Origin of the sequence: Micromonospora sp. DT68, assembly GCF_049847245.1 — a bacterium.
In the GTDB taxonomy this organism is placed as follows: domain Bacteria; phylum Actinomycetota; class Actinomycetes; order Mycobacteriales; family Micromonosporaceae; genus Micromonospora; species Micromonospora profundi.
The window spans coordinates 628,828-644,491 of sequence record NZ_JBNCNZ010000001.1; the positions used below are offsets into that span (position 1 = coordinate 628,828).

Annotated in this window: 16 protein-coding genes; 7 read left to right on the top strand and 9 right to left on the bottom strand. The window is 71.0% G+C overall.

The window, feature by feature from the left end:
* Positions 1 to 171 precede the first annotated feature (171 nt).
* Together ACPXB1_RS03020 and ACPXB1_RS03025 are read left to right on the top strand one after the other, a co-directional pair.
* Complete coding sequence (locus ACPXB1_RS03020) at positions 172 to 1,095, top strand: S-4TM family putative pore-forming effector (protein WP_355631648.1); 924 nt, start codon at positions 172 to 174, stop codon at positions 1,093 to 1,095.
* A 449-nt stretch (positions 1,096 to 1,544) separates the two neighbouring features.
* Positions 1,545 to 2,180 (top strand): hypothetical protein, encoded by a 636-nt coding sequence (locus ACPXB1_RS03025; RefSeq protein WP_355631645.1) that lies wholly within the window; start codon positions 1,545 to 1,547, stop codon positions 2,178 to 2,180.
* Between the two features lie 23 nt (positions 2,181 to 2,203).
* Here the strand turns inward: ACPXB1_RS03025 and ACPXB1_RS03030 are convergent, their stop codons facing one another.
* The 4 genes from ACPXB1_RS03030 to ACPXB1_RS03045 form a co-directional block, all read right to left on the bottom strand.
* Positions 2,204 to 2,785, bottom strand: coding sequence for a dihydrofolate reductase family protein (locus tag ACPXB1_RS03030; protein ID WP_355631642.1), 582 nt, complete (start codon positions 2,783 to 2,785; stop codon positions 2,204 to 2,206).
* 66 nt (positions 2,786 to 2,851) lie between these two features.
* Positions 2,852 to 3,691, bottom strand: coding sequence for a helix-turn-helix domain-containing protein (locus tag ACPXB1_RS03035; RefSeq protein ID WP_355631639.1), 840 nt, complete (start codon positions 3,689 to 3,691; stop codon positions 2,852 to 2,854).
* Positions 3,692 to 3,824: 133 nt separating this feature from the next.
* The gene (locus ACPXB1_RS03040) at positions 3,825 to 4,193 is read right to left on the bottom strand and encodes a DUF4180 domain-containing protein (RefSeq protein ID WP_355631636.1); all 369 of its coding nucleotides are present in this window, start codon (positions 4,191 to 4,193) and stop codon (positions 3,825 to 3,827) included.
* Positions 4,186 to 4,635 (bottom strand): helix-turn-helix domain-containing protein, encoded by a 450-nt coding sequence (locus ACPXB1_RS03045; protein WP_355631634.1) that lies wholly within the window; start codon positions 4,633 to 4,635, stop codon positions 4,186 to 4,188. The genes ACPXB1_RS03040 and ACPXB1_RS03045 overlap by 8 nt, the downstream gene beginning before the upstream one ends.
* Positions 4,636 to 4,816: 181 nt before the next feature.
* On the opposite strand from ACPXB1_RS03045, the gene ACPXB1_RS03050 reads away from it, so the two are divergent.
* Together ACPXB1_RS03050 and ACPXB1_RS03055 are read left to right on the top strand one after the other, a co-directional pair.
* Positions 4,817 to 8,161 (top strand): ATP-binding protein, encoded by a 3,345-nt coding sequence (locus tag ACPXB1_RS03050; RefSeq protein ID WP_425734749.1) that lies wholly within the window; start codon positions 4,817 to 4,819, stop codon positions 8,159 to 8,161.
* Positions 8,162 to 8,204: 43 nt separating this feature from the next.
* Complete coding sequence (locus tag ACPXB1_RS03055) at positions 8,205 to 8,399, top strand: helix-turn-helix domain-containing protein (protein WP_425734750.1); 195 nt, start codon at positions 8,205 to 8,207, stop codon at positions 8,397 to 8,399.
* Positions 8,400 to 8,449: 50 nt separating this feature from the next.
* On the opposite strand, the gene ACPXB1_RS03060 is transcribed toward ACPXB1_RS03055, so the two are convergent.
* Genes ACPXB1_RS03060 through ACPXB1_RS03070 form a run of 3 tightly spaced genes read right to left on the bottom strand, consistent with a single transcriptional unit; the run spans position 8,450 to position 10,897 of the window.
* Positions 8,450 to 9,307: an ABC transporter permease gene (locus tag ACPXB1_RS03060; RefSeq protein WP_355631287.1), complete on the bottom strand. Its 858-nt coding sequence runs from the start codon at positions 9,305 to 9,307 to the stop codon at positions 8,450 to 8,452.
* Positions 9,304 to 10,317 (bottom strand): ATP-binding cassette domain-containing protein, encoded by a 1,014-nt coding sequence (locus ACPXB1_RS03065; RefSeq protein ID WP_053655157.1) that lies wholly within the window; start codon positions 10,315 to 10,317, stop codon positions 9,304 to 9,306. The genes ACPXB1_RS03060 and ACPXB1_RS03065 overlap by 4 nt, the downstream gene beginning before the upstream one ends.
* A 25-nt stretch (positions 10,318 to 10,342) precedes the next feature.
* Positions 10,343 to 10,897, bottom strand: a complete 555-nt coding sequence (locus ACPXB1_RS03070) for an NADPH-dependent FMN reductase (protein ID WP_053655246.1) — start codon at positions 10,895 to 10,897, stop codon at positions 10,343 to 10,345.
* 133 nt (positions 10,898 to 11,030) lie between these two features.
* Here ACPXB1_RS03070 and ACPXB1_RS03075 point away from each other — a divergent pair, with 133 nt between their 5' ends.
* Positions 11,031 to 11,540 carry a GNAT family N-acetyltransferase gene (locus ACPXB1_RS03075; protein WP_053655155.1) on the top strand — a complete coding sequence of 170 codons (510 nt, stop codon included), beginning with the start codon at positions 11,031 to 11,033 and terminating at the stop codon, positions 11,538 to 11,540.
* 79 nt (positions 11,541 to 11,619) lie between these two features.
* On the opposite strand, the gene ACPXB1_RS03080 is transcribed toward ACPXB1_RS03075, so the two are convergent.
* Both ACPXB1_RS03080 and ACPXB1_RS03085 read right to left on the bottom strand, forming a co-directional pair.
* Positions 11,620 to 12,471: an aldo/keto reductase gene (locus ACPXB1_RS03080; protein WP_355592315.1), complete on the bottom strand. Its 852-nt coding sequence runs from the start codon at positions 12,469 to 12,471 to the stop codon at positions 11,620 to 11,622.
* A 98-nt stretch (positions 12,472 to 12,569) separates the two neighbouring features.
* Positions 12,570 to 13,532, bottom strand: a complete 963-nt coding sequence (locus ACPXB1_RS03085; protein ID WP_425734751.1) for a LysR family transcriptional regulator — start codon at positions 13,530 to 13,532, stop codon at positions 12,570 to 12,572.
* 47 nt (positions 13,533 to 13,579) lie between these two features.
* Between ACPXB1_RS03085 and ACPXB1_RS03090 the strand changes: the two genes are divergently transcribed.
* Positions 13,580 to 14,497, top strand: a complete 918-nt coding sequence (locus ACPXB1_RS03090) for a serine hydrolase (protein WP_425734752.1) — start codon at positions 13,580 to 13,582, stop codon at positions 14,495 to 14,497.
* Positions 14,498 to 14,652: 155 nt separating this feature from the next.
* Positions 14,653 to 15,630, top strand: coding sequence for an MBL fold metallo-hydrolase (locus tag ACPXB1_RS03095; protein WP_425734753.1), 978 nt, complete (start codon positions 14,653 to 14,655; stop codon positions 15,628 to 15,630).
* The last annotated feature ends 34 nt before the right edge of the window (positions 15,631 to 15,664 follow it).

Genomic DNA, 15,664 nt, shown 5'->3' on the forward strand with positions numbered 1-15,664 from the left:
GGTAGGCGCAGTGGTCAAAGTACCCCAAGTTTCGGACGAACGCGGTATTAATTCGCAGCCACTCCTGCATCTACCCAAAAGTAATAACCGATTACTTTCTGCTTTCTCCGGAATGCAATCCGTGACATCCAGAAAGGTGGATATAGGATCGTCACGGAAAGGGAGGGTTATGTGACAGAGCGCACGGATTCCCTGCTCCAGCGCCAGCGCCGGCCCGAGATGATGGCGCTGCTGCACGCCATGTCGGTCTGCCACCGCCGGGCGCAGCGGCTCGACAACCTCCGGATGGCGCTGTCCATCGCCATCGGTGTCGCCGGGGCGGCGATCGCCCTCACCCGCGCGTCGGCCATCGGCGTCACCGCGGCCGGTGCCCTCTGGGCTGTGGTCAACGCGATAGGGCTCGCCTCGTGGTCCGCCGGGCACATCCGCCGCGCCGCCACCCTTCAGGAGATGTTCGACGTACGGCTCTTCGGGCTGCCCTGGAACGCGGTCGCGGCCGGCGAGCCTCTCGCCCCCGAAGAGGTCAGCCGACTCGACCGTGCCTACCGGGGCGACGAGCGGTACCTCCACGACTACTACGAGGTGCCGCCGCTGCCCCGCCCGTACGACGTGCTCGCCTGTCAGCAGCAGAACCTCGGGTGGGGCGCCAGAGTCCGCCGGCGCTACGCGTACACCGTGCTCGCGGGGGTGGCGCTCTGGGCGGCGCTCGGAGTCGTCGTCGCCGTCACCGCCGACCTGACCGTGTCCGACCTGCTCACGCAGTGGTTCGTCCCGTCACTCGGCACTCTCCTGCTGGGCGTCGAGATCTACCGCGGCCAACGCGACGTCGCCGCCGAACGGGACCGCGCTCTCGGGATCCTGCAGACCCAGGTCACCGCCGCCGTCCGGCACGGCGACCCCACCGCCGACTCGGCGCTGCTCACTCTCGCCCGGCAGACCCAGGATCTGATCTTCCGGAGCAGGCAGGGCCAGGCCCGCGTGCCCGACTGGTTCTTCCGGCGATTCCACGCGGCCGACCGCGTCGACTTCCAAGCCGCGATGGCGACCCTCGCGGAGTTGCTGAGCAGCCATCCACCGGCCGCCCGCACCGACTGACGTCAGCCATCGCCAAGACCGCGGGCCCGGGCCGGGAGGGTCGCCTCAATCGACAGTCGCGCCTGGCCGGGTACGCGTACGGATCGGCTGCCACGCGTAGTCCTGCCATCAGGTCGGCCAGAACGTCGAGCCGGTCGGCGAGCGCGAAATGGTGCAGCACGGTGGCGTCGAATACGAGCAAAGGCTCGTAGACCGGGGCTGTGGCGGTCACGGTGCCAAATCTGTTTCGCCGCGTGTCGGTAGGTCGCCCAGGCTGATCTGGCCATGCAGGAGTTCGACGGCACGGGCATCCGTTATGAAGTCTCGGCGCCAGGCTTCCATGACGGCGGCTATCAACCTGACTGGTGGCGCGTTCCCCTTCGATACCGCGATATGACGTCAGCGGGCGGTGGGTGGAAGCGCCTCGGCCGTAGCGTCCGGACAGACGGCGCGATTCCGAGGGGGCAACCATGCAGGCAGTCGAGGGTGGGGTGTTACCGGGGGAGGAAGCCCCGGTCATCGTGAACATCGACCGGTGGCGGGCGGGGCTGCCATCGGACGCGTGGCCCGACAGCCTTCCGGCGAACGGCGAGATCTGGCGGCGCGACGTCTTCGCGGTGACCGACGCGTACCGGGCCGGTTCCGCGACCGCGCGGCAACTGTTGACCGCCGTGCTGGTCTGGGGTTACGGCCCCATCGGGTACGGCCCGTGGCGCACCGCCAAGTCGCTCGCGGCCGACCCGGATGGCAAGCGCCTGGCGTACGCGCTGGAGGCGATGTCCGAGCCAGCGCCGGACGAGGATGCGTTGCGCACGGCGTACCGCCGATTGTCCGACCCCGACCATGCGCGCCTGCCGTGGTTGGGGCCGGGTTTGTTCACGAAGGTCCTCTACTTCGTCGGTTACCGGCGCGGCGTGGGCGGTGTGCAGCCGTTGATCCTCGACCGTGTCGTGGCCAGCCACCTTCCGGTGGAGGTCGGCGTCAGTCGCCGCAACGGGTGGTCATCCGAGGAGTGGCTGGCCTATCTGCGGTGGGCAGGCGCGCAGGCCCAGGCAAGGGGGATCGAGCCGGAGGCGGTGACGACGGCGGTTGCGAACGACTGGTGAGGCGGTGGGGACGCTCAGATCGGTCAACGGCGCACCTGATAGCGCAGGTGAAGCACCCGGTTGCCCTGAATCACCACGTCAGGGTCCTCCAGCAGGTGCTGCGCGTCGACCGACCCGAAGTAGCGCTTGCCGGACCCGAACACGACGGGTACGACGTCCATGCGTACCTCGTCGATCAGGCCCGCGGCAAGAACCTGGCCACCGACGTCGCCAGCGGCGACCTCGACTATGCGGTCACCCGCAAGCTCCTGCGCTTTGGCCACGGCTGCCTCGACGCCGTCGACGAAGTGAAACGGCGCCGTGGGGTCCCAGCCCTCGGGCTCCGGCCGGTGCGTCACGACGACCACGTGGTCGATCCCGCCCGGCGGCTTTCCGTCCCAGCCGTCCGTCATGTCGAAGACGTGGCGGCCGACGACTGTCACCCCGATCTGGTCCCAGTACGGGCGGGTGTAGTCGTAGGACGTCTGCGACACCTTCAGCGCGCCGCTGGGGTCCAACGGGACGTCACCGCTGGACAACCAGTCGAACAGCGGTCCAGGCTGGTCATTCTCGTCCGCGACGAAGCCGTCCGTCGACACCGAGCTGTACATGACCACCTTGCCCACGGGGCTCTCCTCTGCTTTGGGTTGCCCCCAAATTAGCGTGCCGTGAGCTGCCGCTCTTGTAAGAAATCAATCCGCCGGCAGTGGCCAACTGTCCAGCACGTGGCCGGGATGTTCGCGCAGGAACCGCCGCCGGACTTCGACGTACCGGGTCGGGGTGAGCCCGGTGAACGCCCGGAACTCGTGGCCGAAGTGGGCCTGGTCGAAGTAGCCTGCGCCACCGGCGAGGTCGGCCCAGTCGATCGGTTCGGCGGGGTTGATCGCGAACACGGTGGCGGTGAAGCGGTAGGCGCGGGCCAGGCGCTTCGGCGTGACGCCGATGAGTTCCTTGAACCGCTGTGTCAGATGAGTGCTGCTGACACCGGTTGCCACGCTCAGGTCGCCGATCGCCACCGCCCCGCTGGTCGCCGCGATGACCCTGCTCGTGTGGCGGACCAGCCCCAGGCCGGCGGTCTCGCACAGCCGTCGCATCAGCTCCTCCTCGAGCAGCGTCAGCATCTCGTGCGGTCCGTCCGCCGTGGCCAGCCGGTCTCGCAACTCAGCAACGGCGGGCCGGCCCCAGACCTGCTCTACCGTCACCGGCCGGTCACACAGCTCGGCCGCGGGCATCGGCAGGAACGGCGCCAGCCCCCACGGTTTGAAGTGCACGCCGACGGACCGCGTCGGGCGTGGGTAGCCGAACTCGAACGCGCGGGTGGGCGTGGTGACCACGCAGCCGTCGGCGTACTCGGCCGTCTCGATGTCGGTGCCGGCGCGGATGCGGAACGGCGCCCCGAGGTTGACGATGAGCAACGCCGCCGGACTTGCCGGCAGCGTCAGTCGGGCGTACGGCGGCGCACCCTCCAGGTAGTAGAGGTCGTCGATCAGCCCGTCCAGCGGCGGTCGCGACACTCTGGACACGTACTCCACGCCCACAGCATCGCCGACGCCCCGCCGATATCGCGCGCCGGCGCGCTGCCGTCAGCATCGAGCCGGCGCCGATCCCGGACGCCTCGCCATCCGCTCGCAGCCGCCGGGGGAATTACGTGAACGCTGACAGCGGCTACGCCGCGGCGCGGAGACGGTCGTCGAGCGCGTCGAGGTCGGGGACGAACCAGACGTGCCCGCCCTGGTTCGACTCGTGCACCAGGGCACGCAGCGCCGAACTCTCCGCGAGCTGTGCGGAGATGTCGCCGACGACGACCAGGCGTAGCCGGTAGTTGACGAACTTCTGCATCACGTCACCGGCGAAGCGGGTGCCCAGCGAGAAGAAGCGCTCGTCGAGTCGGTTGGCGGGCACGGCCACCACCTGGGCGCCGACGAAGGCCGCTCCGATCAGGTCCAGCGCGTCCTGCTCGGTGGCGACCGGCGGGCCGGCCGGGTCGCAGACGAGCACCTGCACCCCGGCGCGCTCCTGGATCTGGTCAGGCATCGTGGACCTCCCGGTCGATCAGGCCGTTGTCGGCGTTGAGGACGGCGTCGAGCAGGTGCAGCAGCTCGGCGGTGGCGGCGGGGTCACCCAGAATGATGATCTTCAAGCGGCGTCGCGCCTCGTCGTGCACGGTCTGCACCCGCAGTGGATTGGCCTGGTCATGGCCGGTGTTGGCGCTGGCGAGCACGAGCGTGCCGAGTCGGTCGGCGGAAGCCCGGTCGACGCCGTCGATCTGCACGATGCTCGACACCTCGGCCGGCCCGGGGGCCACAGCGGGCGACGTCTGCCCGGTGAGCGCATCGAGGTCGGTGGCGGCGATCCGGTACTGCTTGCCGATCCGCACCGCCCTCAGCCGACCGGACCGGATGTAACCGCGCACTGTCCGCACGTGCAGCCCGAGTCGGTCGGCGACCTGCTCCACCGAGTACATGTCTTCCTTCATCGCTCCCTAACCTACCTTAACCGATGATGTTAGGGAGTGATGGGGAGTGGTGGCAACGGCGAATCGTTTACGGCATCAGCTCCAAAGGGCCTGGGGGACACCAGCGCCCCCAGCGGCGGCGTCACCCTGAGTAAATAAGTGGGCGACCGGTGTCGGACGGTTCCAGTACCGTCTGGAAACCATGGACGCGCACCTCGGCGACGCCATCATCGGGCGGGATCATCCCGCGGCCCTGCTGCGCGCCGAGCTGGACCGGGCCGCCACCAGCCACGGCGGCCTCGCCCTCGTCACCGGCGAGCCGGGCATCGGCAAGACCACCCTTGTCACGGCGGCTGCCCGGGAGGCTCGGCAGCGCGGCGCGCTGGTGCTCGGCGCAGCCTGCTGGGATTCCGGCAGCGCTCCCGGCTACTGGCCGTGGGTGCAGGTGCTGCGCGGCCTGCGGCGCTCCGCCGACGACTGGGCGGCGGCGCGGCAGTCCGCCGAGCCGGCCCTCGCGGCTCTGCTCGGCGAGACCGGCGCCGAAGCCGACCAGGCCGGCCGCACCGCCAGCTGGGCCGGTATCGACACGGGCGGGGAGATGGCGGACCGTGAGGCGTTCGCCCTGTACGACGCGGTGACCGCCGCGCTGGTCGCAGTCTCCCAGCACCGACCGGTAGTGGTCGTCCTCGATGATCTGCACTGGGCCGACCCGGCATCGCTGCGGTTGCTGGAGTTCGCCGCCCAGCACACCTGGTTCGAACGGCTGCTGCTGATCGGCACCTACCGCGACGCCGAGGTCGAATCGGGCGACCATCCGTTGCGCCCACTGCTGATGCCGCTGGTCGCCAAGGCCACCACGATCACCCTCAGCGGCCTGGCCCGCGACGAGGTGGCTGCTCTGATCACGCGTACCGCCGGGCGGGAGCCCGACGCCGACCTGGTCGATCGGGTGCACGGCCGTACCGGCGGGAATCCGTTTTTTGTCGAGGAGACCGCCCGGCTGTGGCGCGCGGACGGTGGGGCGGGGACGATCCCACCTGGCGTACGGGAGGCGGTGCGGCGTCGGCTGGCCCAGTTGCCGGGGGCGGTGGTCGAGGCGCTCACCGTCGCCGCCGTGCTGGGCCGCGAGTTCCACCGGCAGGTTCTGGCAGCCAGCTCGGCGACCCCGACAGCGCAGGTCGACAGGCTGCTCGATCGTGCGGTGACCGCCCGGCTGGTGGTCGCCCGGGGCGGCGGCCGGTTCGCCTTCGCTCACGACCTGGTGCGGGAGACGCTCTATGACGGGCTCACCGACGAGGATCGGCAGACCCGGCACGGCGCGGTCGTGCGAGCGGTCGATGATCTGCGGGAGCTCACCGACCGGCTGATCCCGGCCGACCTCGCCCGGCACGCCTACCTCGCCGGCCCCGCACTTGAACGGGCCCGGGTGGCCACGCTGCTGGTCGCCGCCGGGCGGGACGCGTTCGGCCGGCTGGCCGCCGACGAGGGTGCGGTGCACTTCCGCCGGGCGCTGGAGGTCGTCGACGACCGGGCGCAACGGGTGCGGATGCTCATCGAGTTCGGTGAGGCCCAATATCACCACGCCGGTCGTGACGAGGCCGCAACACTGCTCACCGAGGCCGGGGCGCTGGCCCGCACCCTCGACGACCCGGTGTTGCTGGCTCGCGTCGCCCTCATCGTCAACCGCGCCCGCCAGGTGGAGACCATCCACTCGGTCGAGAGGGCGGAGCTGGTGCGGGAGGCGTACCGACGGCTGATCGGCGAGCCGGACGCCACCGCGCCGGTGGGCGCGCTGGTCGCCGACCTGATCACCGCGACCGAGACGATCGCTCGTCGAGGGCAGGACGACGAGGCGCTCACCTTCAGCCTGTGGGCCCGCCATGACACCACCTGGGGTCTGGGCACTGCCGCGGCCCGGGCGGCGCTCACCGCCGAAATTCGGGACGTGGCCCGCCGCTCGGGCGACCGGGAGACGGAGCTGTGGGCCACCTCGCTGCGTTGGGTGGCACTGCTGGAGTTGGGCAACCGCGGCTTCGTCGAGGAGTTCACCGCCTTCGTCAACGCGGACCGGCACGGCGACCTCACCCGACACCAGATTTCGGCGGTCGTCGACAGCGGGATCATCGCGGCCTTCCGGGGTGACTTCGCGGAGGCCGACGAGCGGTTCGTCTTTCTCACCAACCTCTCCGATCCGGGCCATGCCCAGTTCGGGTTCATGGGCCATCACCTGCGCTGGTCCCGGCTGGTGCTCCAGGGTCGGTTCGCCGAGGCCGAGACCCTGCTCGATGAGCTGGCGCCGATCGACTACCCCTATCAGGAGTTGCTGCGGGCGATCACTGCCGCTGAGCGTGGCGACGGTGCGACGACGATCCGGCTGACCGTCGGCATCGAGGCCGCCAACATCCGGTACCCGCGTCCCGTGTCGCCGCTCTGGCTACGACTGCGTGCGCAGGCCGCCGCCGCGTCCCGCGACCCGCTGCGCTGCGACGACGCGCGGGCCGCGCTGACCCCCCATCGTGGAGAGTGGATGGTCGGGCTGTTCGGCTGCGACATCAGCGGTCCCGTCGACCACTGGCTCGCGGTGGTCGACGCCGCGCAGGAGCGCTGGGACGACGCCATCGCCGGGTTCACAGCGGCTCGCGACTCCGCCGACCGGCTGGGCTCCCGAACCTGGTCGCTCATCGCCTGCGCCGGGCTGGTGAACGCCCTGTTCGCCCGCGGCCACGCGAGCGACGCCGCGACAGTGGCCGAGCTACGCGCCACCACCACCCGCGACGCCACCGCCCTCGGCATGCTCCAGGTCCTGCACCGACTCGGCACCCCGGCGACAGCCACCACCACCGCCCATCCCACCAGCCCAAACCAGACCGCCATGCCGGGCCAGGTCGTCATGCCAGATCAGGCCGCCGTGCCGGGCCAGACGGCCGTGCCAGATCAGACCGCCGTCCCAGGTCAGGCCGCCGCGCCGGGTCAGGCCGCGTCGATCGTGGCGGCAGTTCAGGGGTACGAGTTTCGGCGCGACGGGCCCGTCTGGCAGCTCGCCTACGCGGGCGTCGTCGCCCAGTTGCCCGACGCCAAGGGCCTGCACGACCTGCACCTGCTGCTGAGCCGGCCAGGCGGTGACGTGCCGGCCGTGGAACTGCTCGACCCGGCCGCCGGGCCGGAGCTGGTCGCGGCCCGGCGGATGGGCGGTGACCCGGTCCTCGACGACGAGGCGAAGGCCCGCTACCGGCGGCACCTGGAGCGCCTCGACGAGGAGATCGACCGGGCCGCCGCGCGCGGAGACGACCGGAAGGTGGCCGCGCTGGATGCCGAGCGCGGCGCGCTGCTCGACGAGCTGCGCGCCGCGGCGGGGTTGGCCGGCCGGAGTCGCCGGCTGGGTGACGAGGCGGAACGGGCCCGCAAGACGGTGACCGCCCGGATCAGGGACACGATGCGCAAACTCGACGAGCGGCACCCAGCGCTGGCCGGTCACCTGCGCGAAGCCGTCTCGACCGGCAGCACCTGCCGCTACCTGCCGTCCGAGACGGTGCCCTGGCGGCTCTGAACACCTCGGGGACGTACCCCGATGGCTTTTCGAAGAGACGGGCGTGCCGCGCCGGACGTCGGTCCGGCTGCTGCTCGCCACGCACCCCAACGACGTCACCGGGGTGGGCAGCCGTGTCGGCTACGAGAGCCCGTCGCAGTTCAGCCGCGAATATCGTCGCCAGTTCGGTGCGCCTCCGAGCCAGGACGCCACCCGTCTGCGGGCCGTCCCCCGAGTCGAGGTGCCCGCAGTCGTCTGACGCGACGGGCGCCGCCACGGTCGTGGCGGCGCCCGTTGGACGGAGCAGGATCAGCGGCGGTTGTAGCGGTACATGGTCAGCGTGCCGAAGACGACCAGGAAGCCGGCGCTCCACGCCAGCAACCACATCGTGCTGGACGGGTCCGACGAGCCGGCCATGGCGGCGCGTACGGCGGCCACCAGTTGCGTGACCGGGTTGACGTTCACGAACGCCTGGAGCCAGCCGGGCATTGTGCTCGGCTCGACGAAGACATTGCTGAGGAACGTCAGCGGGAACAGCACCATCATGCTGACCCCCATCACCGACTTCTCGCTGCGCAGAACCAGGCCGAAGAACGTCCACACCCAGGAGAACGCGAACGAGAAGACCACAAGCAACCCGATCCCGAGGGCCACCCCGGCGACCCCGCCGTCGGGCCGGAAGCCGAGCGCCAACCCGACGCCGAGGATGACCAGGGCGGCAAGGACGTAGCGCAACACGTCGCCGAAGATCATGCCGACCAGGGCGGCCGGCCGCCACACGGGCAGGGTCCGGAAGCGGTCGAAGACACCCTTCTCGATGTCGGTGTTGAGGCCGACGCCGGTGTACATGGTGATCATCACGACGCTTGTCACCATGATGCCGGGAAGGAAGAACTGCAGGTAGTCGCGCGGGCTGTCGGCGAGTGCGCCACCGAACAGGTACGTGAACATCAGCACCATGATGATCGGGAACGCGGTCACGTCGAAGAGCTGCTCCGGCACGTGCTTGATCTTCAGCATGGCTCGCCAGCCGAAGGTGAGCGACGCCCCCAGCGCGCTTGGTCGGGGCGGTCGGGCTCCGGGCGCGAGGACCGTTGCCAGCGCCTCGGCGGACGGTACGTAGACCGACGGAGCCCGTTCGGTGGTGGTCGTTGTGGTGTCGCTCATCGGGCTGCCTCCAGCTGGTCGTCCCGCTCGTCGGCAGGCACGGCGGGATGGTCGGTCAGGGCCAGGAAGACCTCGTCAAGGCTTGGCTGACCGAGGGAGAAGTTGTCGACGACGATGCCGGCGCGGGCCAGGTCGCCGAGCGCGCGGGCGGCCTGGGCGCTGGCCTCGAGGTCGGTGCCGGCCTCCCCGACCCGGGCGAGCAGCGCGACCGGGTCGGCTTCGAGCTGCACCGGTACGCCCAGTGCCGCCTGGAGCACCCGCTCCGCCTCGGGACGCTGCCCGGGGTCCCGTAGCCGCAGGTGGATCGTGCCGGAGCCCACCGACGACTTCAGCTCGCCCGGGGTGCCCTCCGCGATCACCCGGCCGTGGTCGACGACGGCGATCCGCCCGGCGAGCTGGTCCGCCTCGTCGAGGTACTGCGTGGTCAGCAGCACTGTCGTGCCGTGCGCCACCACGGCCCGGACGATCTCCCACACCTGGTTGCGGCTGCGCGGGTCGAGACCGGTCGTCGGTTCGTCGAGGAAGAGCAGGTCGGGCGTGTTGAGGATGCTGGCGGCGATGTCGATACGCCGCCGCATCCCACCGGAGTACTTCTTGACCTGGCGGCCGCTGGCCTCGGTGAGGCCGAACGCGGCGAGCAGAGCTGCGGCGCGGTCGCGGGCGGCCGGTTTGCGCAGGCCGAGGAGCCGGGCGAGGAGCACCAGGTTCTCCGTGCCGGTCAGGTCCTCGTCGACTGAGGCGTACTGGCCGGTGAGGCTGACCCGGCTGCGGACCGCGTCCGCCTCGGTGACCACGTCGTGCCCGAAGACCCGCGCCGATCCGCCGTCGGGCCGCAGCAGCGTCGCGAGCACCCGGACCGCAGTGGTCTTGCCCGCCCCGTTCGGCCCGAGCAGGCCGTAGACGGTGCCGGCGGGCACCTGAAGGTCGATGCCGGCAAGCGCCTTGGTGTCCCCGAACGAGCGGGTGAGCCCTTCGGCTTCGATGGCCAGGCCGGTGGTGCGTCTACTCATGATGGAAACCTTTCGTCGAACGTGTTCAGGAGACGTAGGGCCGTGCGGCCCGGCCGTTGCGAAGCGCCAGGCCCCACCAGCGGAGCTGGTCGAGCAGGGCGCGGATGTCACGGCGTAGCTCGTCGGTGCAGAGTGGCGTCGGCTCACCGGCGAGCAGGTCGAGCCCGACGACGTCGCGCACCGTCATGGCGTGCAGGGCGGTGAAGACGGTGCGCAGTTGGTCGACGGCGTGCAGACCGGTGGACCGGCAGCCGTACGACACGAAGCCGACCGGTTTGGCCTGCCACTCGTCGTACGCGTAGTCGATCGCTTGTTTCAGAGGTGCCGGAAAGCTGTGGTTGTACTCGGGGGTGACCACGACGAACGCCTCCGCCCGACCCACCTCGCTGACGAACGCCCGGATGGACGCCGTCGGCTCAGCGGGATAGCTGGCCGGGAAGTCGTAGTCGTTGAGGTCAACGACAGTCACGGTGAGGTCGTCGTGCCGCGCGGCCTCGTCGAGAAACCAGCTGGCGACCCGGTCGCCCGCCCGTCCCTCCCGGGTGCTGCCGATGATGACAGCGAGTTCCAACGGTGTCATCGTCACCTCCTCCCATCAACCTCAAGGCGCGAGGCAAGGCCGATCGCCCGCTAGATCTGATCTAGCGGGTGGCGTTTCGGCGCGGGATGTCGGATGCGTCGGCTTGACTGGGGCCGACGAACAGGGGAGCACGATGACGCAGGTACGCATCCAGCCGTGGCAGGAGGACGACCTCGACCTGCTGCGGCAGCTCAACTCACCGGACACCCGCAGGCACACCGGCGGCCCGGAGACCGACGAGCAGGTGCTCGCCCGACACGAACGCTACGTGCACTTCGCCGAGGGCGGGCAGGGCTGCATGTTCACGCTGGTCCTGCCGGACGGGGCACGGGTGGGCAGTGTCGGCTACTGGGGCCGCGAGTGGCGCGACCAGCCGGTGTACGAGTTGGGCTGGGCGGTGCTGCCCGCGTACCGGGGGCAGGGGTTGGCGACCGTCGCGGTGCGCGCGGCTGTCGACGTGGTCCGCGCCCGGCGGGACCGGCGCTACGCCCACGCCTACCCCTCGGTCGACAATCCCGCCTCGAACGCGGTCTGCCGCAAGGCCGGTTTCACGCTGCTCGGCGAGACGGGCTTCGAATACCCGCCGGGGCGGATGATGCGCGCCAACGACTGGCGGCTCGACCTGACCGCCCCGCCCACATGAGCGTGATGCCTCAGAGTCATTCTGATGACTCTGAGGCATCACGCTCGCGGCAGCATGTCCCGCCCGGCGGCGGCCGGGATCAGCGGGGGACGTAGTCGAACGTGTCCGGGTGCGAGCCCTGCCGACCGGCCTCACCCTTGTCCAGCTCGGTGATCCGCTCCATCGCGGCGTCGTCGAGCTGGAAGTCGAAGATCTGGAAGTTCTCCTCGATCCGCTTCGGGGTTGTCGACTTCGGGAAGACGATGTCGCCGCGCTGCACGTGCCAGCGGAGCACCACCTGCGCCGGGGTCCGGCCGAGCTGCTCGGCGATGTCGACGACCGTCGGATCGCCCAGCACCTTGCCCTGCGCGATGGGCGACCACGCCTCGGTGATGATGTTGTGCTCGCGGTCGTACGCGCGGACCTCCTCGTTGCCGAAGTACGGGTGCGCCTCGATCTGGTTGACCGCCGGCACCACGCTCGTCTCGGCGGCCAGCCGCTCCAGGTGCGGCACCTGGAAGTTCGACACGCCGACCGAGCGGGCCCGGCCGTCGCGCTGGAACTCCTCAAGCACCTTCCAGGTGGAGACGAAGTCGCCGTCGTACAGGGTCGGCAGCGGCCAGTGGATGAGGAACAGGTCGATGTAGTCCATCTTCAGGGCGGAGAGCGTCGAGTCGAACGCCTTGCGGGCGTCGTCCGGGCGGTGGAAGCCGTTGTTCAGCTTGCTGGTCACGAAGACCTCGCGACGGTCCAGCCCCGACGTGCGCACCGCCTGGCCCACCTCGGCCTCGTTGCCGTACATCTCGGCGGTGTCGATGTGCCGGTAGCCCACCTCCAGCGCCTTGCTCACCGCCGCGACGGTGTCCTTCGGTTTGATCTGGAACACCCCGAAGCCGAGCTGCGGAATGGTGTTGCCGTCGTTCAGGCTGATGTCGGGGATCGTCGTGGCCACTGCGGCTCCTTCGCGTCTGTGTGTCGTGTCATCCATACCCGGGCCGGCCACCGATTCACCGCCCGAGGGCGAGCGCGGCGAGCGCAGGCGGGGCCGGTTCACCCGGTCGTGTCGAACAACACCGGCCACGGCCGCGCCGCCGGCACCGACGGGTCAGCCCTGGTCGGTGCCGGTTCGGCGTCGGCAAGCACCTCGGCGGCGAGCTGCGCGAACATCGGCGCCGCCGGATGCGCGGACCGGTCCGGCCACGCCGCCGAGGTGCGCTTGGCAAGCGGCGCGTCGGCGATCGGCCGCCAGGCGATCCGAGGCTCCCGCCGAGCCACGGTGGCCGGCTCCAGGGCCGCCCCGCCGCCGGCCAGCACCAGCCCGAAGAGGAACTCCGGGTTGCGCGCCGGCCGGACCCGCGCCGGCCGCCAGCCGTACCGTCGGCACACCCCCAGCAGGTGGTCGTGCCAGCCGGGCGCGGTGGCCCGGGGCGCGGCCACCAGGTCCAGGCCGGCCAGCGACGCGAGCGTCACGTCCCGCCCGCGGGCCAGCGGCGAGGTCCGCGGCAGCAACACCCCCAGCGGTACGTCGACGGCGGCGCCGAAACGCAGCCCGTCCGCGTCGACCGGGTGGTGCACAAGCCCCACGTCGAGGTTGCGTTCGGTGAGCATCCGGGTCTGCTCGGCGGTGGTCAGCTCGTGCAGCTCCACGTCCAGGCCGGGTGCCCGGGTGGTGAGCCCGTCGAGCAGCGCGCGCAGGGTCACGGCGGGGGTCTCCGGCGGCACGCCGGCCCGGAGCACGCCCAGCTCACCCGCGCGGACCTGCCCCATCAGGCTGCGCAGCCGGCCCTCACCCGCGAGCAGTTCCTCCGCCTCGCCGAGCAGCAGCTCACCGGCGGTGGTGAGGCGCACCTGACGGCGGGACCTGTCGAACAGCTCGACGGTCAGCTCCCGCTCCAGCCGCTGGATCGACTGGCTCAGCGGCGGCTGGGCCATCCCGAGCAGCTCGGCCGCCCGCCCGAAGTGCAGCTCGTTGGCGACCACCACGAAGTGCCGCAGGTGTCGGAGCAGGTCCACGGCCGGACCCTACGCCAGCGTCGACGGCCCGCCGGTACCGTGCGGGCGTGGACGTGGGGGAACGCATCGAGGCCATCTTCGCCGGCGCCGGGGTGACCGCCAGCCTGCACGCCGTCGACCTGGACGCCGTGAACCTGGATCTGACGGTCGGCCAGCATGGTGGCGGGCGGGAGGTCGGGGTGCGGGCCGACGAGCAGGTGGTGATCGCCTCGATCTTCAAGATCCTGCTGGTGCTGGAGTTCGCCCGGCAGGTCGAGGCCGGTCAGCTCGACCCGACCGAGCGGATCCTGGTCACCGCCGACGACCGGCTCGGCGGGTGGGGCGTGGCCGGCTGCACCGACGACGTCGAGGTGTCGCTGCGCGACCTCGCGTACTTCGCCATGTCGGTGAGCGACAACACGGCCGCCGACCTGCTGCTGCGTCGGGTCGGCCCGGACCTGCTGCCGATGCTCGCCGCCGAGTTGGGGCTTACCCGTACCCGCGTTCTGGGCGGTCCCCGGGAACTCGTCGAGGTGATGCTCGCCGACGTGGGCGCCCGGACCGAGGCGGAGTTCGCCCGGATCTTCCCCACCTTGCCGGACGACCGGGTCCGGGCCATGCGGGTCTTCGACCCGGAGCGAACCACCTCCAGCACAGCTCGGGAGATCACCCGGCTGCTCACGCTGATCTGGCGGGACGAGGCCGGGCCGGCTGTAGCCTGCGCGATGGTCCGCACCTGGATGGCCCGGCAGATCTTCTGGACCCGGCTCGCTGCCGGTTTCCCGCCCGGCGTCCGGGTGTCCGGCAAGACCGGCACCCTGCCCGGTCTGCACCTGGAGGCCGGGGTCGCCGAATACCCGGATGGCGGCCGGTACGCCATCGCCATCTTCGCCCGCGCCGACCAGCTGACGCCCCGCCGGATCGACGTGGACATGGCGATGGGGGAGGCCGCCCGGACCGCCGTCGAGGCGCTGCGCGGCGGCTGATTTTTTTCACCTGTCCGCGCGTCGGCACGTGGCCGGTGAGCGGGCCCGATATGCGACCGCGTATCGGAGCCGGCGGTGTTGGATCTTGGACCTGGGCCGGTGGGCGCTGATTGGCTCGTGTCGACCCATCGCCCGACCACGGGGAGTAGATCCGCATGCCCAATCTCGACCGCCGCCGCTTCCTCCGCGACACCGCAGCCACCACCGCCCTGGTCTCCGCAGGCGGCCTCGTCGCCACCTCGGCCGCACCCGCCCAGGCCGCGCCGCCGGCCGCCGCCCCCGCGCCGACGACCCGCCGCAGTGGTGCGGTCAGCTTCCGCTGGTGGGGGACGGCCGGCTGGCGCGTCGACATCGGGAACCGGACCGTCCTGGTCGACCCGTACCTCAGCCGGATCGACACCGGCCTGTTCACCGGCCCGTTCAACCAGGCGGCCAAGCTGACCGTGCGCACCGACGTGATCGACAGGCGCGTCGACCGGGCCACGACGGTGCTCGTCACCCACACCCACTGGGACCACTTCATGGACGTGCCGTACATCGCCGGCCGTACCGGCGCGCGGGTCTTCGGCACGCTCACCGCGTACCACCTGGGGTTGGCCTACGGGGTGCCGTCGACACAGCTGAGCGCCGTGAAGGGCGGCGAGGTGCTGGACTTCGGCGACCACACCATCGAGGTGGTCGGGTCGCTGCACAGTCGCAACGCCTCGTACTCGGTGGCGTTTCCGGGGGTGCGGGTGAGCCCGCCGCCGCTGCCGGCGACCATCGCCGATCTTCCGGAGGGCGACACGCTCGGCTACCTGCTGCGCGTCGACGGTGGACCGTCGGTCTACTTCACCGGGGCCAGCGACGTCGCCGAGCGGAACCTCACCGGCCTCGCGCCGGACGTCGCCATGGTGGCCATGCAGAACGCCACCACCACCGGCGACTACCTGCCCCGGCTGCTCGCCGGCCTCGACTACCCGAAGGTCGTCGTGCCGGTGCACTGGGACAACTTCGAGACCGCGTTGCGGAACCCGCCGGTCGTCGCCCCCGCCGACCGCACCCGGTTGAACGAGATGATCACGGCGATCCGCCGGATCTCGCCGCGCAGCCGGGTGCTGGTGCCCGAGTACGAGACCGCGTACCACTTCTGACCGGCCTCGGTGGGGGCCCGCGGCCCCCACCGGG

Bases quoted from the DNA above. Each gene is read 5' to 3' on its own strand.
- ACPXB1_RS03025 (WP_355631645.1), top strand. From the start codon at position 1,545: ATGCAGGCAGTCGAGGGTGGGGTGTTACCGGGGGAGGAAGCCCCGGTC.
- ACPXB1_RS03040 (WP_355631636.1), bottom strand. From the start codon at position 4,193: ATGCCTGACCAGATCCAGGAGCGCGCCGGGGTGCAGGTGCTCGTCTGC.
- ACPXB1_RS03045 (WP_355631634.1), bottom strand. From the start codon at position 4,635: ATGAAGGAAGACATGTACTCGGTGGAGCAGGTCGCCGACCGACTCGGG.
- ACPXB1_RS03050 (WP_425734749.1), top strand. From the start codon at position 4,817: ATGGACGCGCACCTCGGCGACGCCATCATCGGGCGGGATCATCCCGCG.
- ACPXB1_RS03060 (WP_355631287.1), bottom strand. From the start codon at position 9,307: ATGAGCGACACCACAACGACCACCACCGAACGGGCTCCGTCGGTCTAC.
- ACPXB1_RS03065 (WP_053655157.1), bottom strand. From the start codon at position 10,317: ATGAGTAGACGCACCACCGGCCTGGCCATCGAAGCCGAAGGGCTCACC.
- ACPXB1_RS03070 (WP_053655246.1), bottom strand. From the start codon at position 10,897: ATGACACCGTTGGAACTCGCTGTCATCATCGGCAGCACCCGGGAGGGA.
- ACPXB1_RS03075 (WP_053655155.1), top strand. From the start codon at position 11,031: ATGACGCAGGTACGCATCCAGCCGTGGCAGGAGGACGACCTCGACCTG.
- ACPXB1_RS03095 (WP_425734753.1), top strand. From the start codon at position 14,653: ATGCCCAATCTCGACCGCCGCCGCTTCCTCCGCGACACCGCAGCCACC.